Source organism: Streptomyces sp. WAC06614 (genome assembly GCF_003949795.1).
Classification (GTDB): domain Bacteria; phylum Actinomycetota; class Actinomycetes; order Streptomycetales; family Streptomycetaceae; genus Streptomyces.
The window spans coordinates 1-2,401 of record NZ_RPRY01000574.1 but is presented as its reverse complement, the minus strand read 5'-3'; the positions used below and the strand labels follow the sequence as shown (position 1 = coordinate 2,401).

General features: G+C 75.6%; 3 protein-coding genes. All 3 read left to right on the top strand.

Going from position 1 to position 2,401, the window contains the following annotated elements; genetic code table 11:
* The coding region (locus EF918_RS34865) for an ABC transporter permease (protein WP_148141336.1) at positions 1-870 on the top strand (870 nt) is incomplete at its 5' end.
* A 7-nt stretch (positions 871-877) separates the two neighbouring features.
* On the top strand, positions 878-1,462 hold the full coding sequence (locus EF918_RS34860) for a hypothetical protein (protein WP_125652864.1): 585 nt from the start codon (positions 878-880) through the stop codon (positions 1,460-1,462).
* On the top strand, positions 1,459-2,401 hold a 943-nt coding region (locus EF918_RS34855; RefSeq protein ID WP_148141335.1), incomplete at its 3' end, for a serine/threonine-protein kinase. The genes EF918_RS34860 and EF918_RS34855, both read left to right, overlap by 4 nt.

Genomic DNA, 2,401 nt, shown 5'->3' with positions numbered 1-2,401 from the left:
GCCGGGGCGGCCGCCCCGGCCGCCCCGGCCGCGCCCGTCGCCCCGCCGCCCAAGGCGCAGAGCTGGGGCTCCCAGCTGCGCACCCTGGTGCGCCGGTACGCGGCGGTGCTCGCCGCCGACCGGACCTTCCTCGTCATCATGACCGTCCTGCCGTTCCTCATGGGCGCCATGGCCCGGGCTCTGGCCGGACCGGAACTGACCCCCGAGACCGCCGTCAACGCCCTGCTGATCCTGTGCGTCGGCGGCGTCCTGACGGGGGCCGCCAACGCGGTGCGCGAACTGGTCAAGGAACGCGTCATCTACCGGCGGGAACGGGCCGTCGGCCTGTCCCGGTCGGCGTACCTGATGTCGAAGGTCGTCGTGCTCGGCACGGTGACCGTCGCCCAGGCCGTCGTGCTCACCCTCGTCGGACTCGCCGGCGTCGACCACCACGCCCCCGGCGGCCGGGGCGTGCTCATGCCGTCGCTGGCCGAGATCACCCTGGCCGTCGCCCTGCTGTCCTTCACCGCGATGATGCTCGGCCTGCTGGTCTCCGCCCTGGTCCCCAAGGAGGAGGTCACCATGCCGCTGCTGGTCCTCCTCGCCATCGTCCAGGTCGTCTTCTGCGGCGCCCTGCTCCGGCTGGACGGCGTACCGGTGCTGGAACAGCTCGGCTGGTTCGTACCGTCCCGGTGGGCGATGGGGGCCATGGCGGGCACCGTCGACCTGCCCGCGATCGTGCCCGGCGCGCTCACCGCCGACCCGCTGTTCCGGCACGCCACCGGGGTCTGGCTGCTCGACGTCGGCATGCTCGTCGGCCTGTCCGTCCTCTTCGGGGCGCTGGTGGCCCTGCTGCTGCGACGCCAGGAGCCCGCCGTGATGAGGAGGTAGCCGCCCGATGACCCCTTCCCCGTCCGCCGGGGCCGATGCGCCCCGCACCGGCTTCCGGCCCACGCACGTGGTCCCGCCGGAGGGCCTGCCCGCCCGGGAGGGCCCCGGCTCGGGGCCGGCCACGGACCCCCTCGACCCCTTCCTCCCCGTCCAGCTGCTGTCCCGCCGCGGCGAATGGGCCCAGGTGCTGTGCTCCAACGGCTGGTCCGCGTGGGTCGACGGCCGGATGCTGGTCGCCGTACCGCAGCCGCCGCCGGCCGGCCGGGGGCCGGTGGCCCGCACCGAGGACCCGCGCCCCCTGCTCGACCGGTGCGCCGAGGCGCTGGCCCGCTACCGGAGCGCGGCCGACGAGCTCGCGGCCGGCCGCGCGGACGGCGAGGCCTTCCGCCGGGCCACCCGGGGCCTGCGGGTCGGCGTGGTCCTCGACGGCGAGTCGGCCTGGCTCTACGACGAGTCCTCCGCCCGGTGGATGTACGGGGACGGGACCCGGCTCGCGGTCTACGCCGCACCGGCTCCCGTGACCGACGTACCGCACCCGCCCACCCGGGTCGTCGGCAGCGGTGCCGACTTCGGCGGCGGTGCGGACCGATGACCTCCGCGCCGCCCGGCGGCACGCCGTCCGACCTGCGGGGCCGGCGGATCGCCGGGTACGAGATCGACAGCGAGCTCGGCCGCGGCGGCATGGCCGTGGTGTACCTGGCCCGCGACCTGCGGCTGGGCCGGCGGGTGGCCCTGAAGCTGCTCGCTCCGGAACTGGCCCGCAACGACACCTTCCGGCAGCGGTTCGTCCACGAGTCCCGGATCGCCGCCGCGATCGAGCACCCGCACGTCGTCCCGGTCTACGCGGCCGACGAGGCCGAGGGCCTGCTCTACATCGCCATGCTCTACGTCCCCGGCCGGGACCTGCGCGCCCTGCTGGACCGGCAGGGGCCGCTGCCGGTGGACCAGGCGGTCCGGATCGCCGGCCAGGTGGCCTCCGCCCTCGACGCGGCCCACGCCCACGACCTCGTCCACCGGGACGTCAAGCCCGGGAACGTCCTGGTCGCCGAGGGCCCCGACAGCGACCACCCCGAGCACTGCTACCTGACCGACTTCGGGCTGACCAAGAAGTCCCTGTCGCTGACCGGGTTCACCAGCGTCGGCCAGTTCGTGGGCACGCTCGACTACGTGGCGCCCGAGCAGATCTCCGGCAAGCCGGTGGACGGGCGCTGCGACGTCTACAGCCTGGGCTGCGTGGTCCACGAGACCCTGACCGGGGCCCCGCCGTTCCGGCGGGACGACGAGATGGCCCTGCTGTGGGCCCACCAGTACGACCCGCCGCCCGCGCTCTCCTCCCGGCGGCCGGAGTTGGCCGGCCTGGACGAGGTGGTCGCCAAGGCACTGGCCAAGTCCCCGGACGACCGCTGGGACTCCTGCCTGGCCTTCACCACCGCCCTGCGCCGCGCGAGCACCCCGCCGCCGCCCGGCGGGGTGCTCGCGCGGCGCAGGGCGGTGGTGAAGGCCAGGCAGGAGTCCCAGCGGTCGTCCGGGG

Bases quoted from the DNA above. Each gene is read 5' to 3' on its own strand.
- EF918_RS34860 (WP_125652864.1), top strand. From the start codon at position 878: ATGACCCCTTCCCCGTCCGCCGGGGCCGATGCGCCCCGCACCGGCTTC.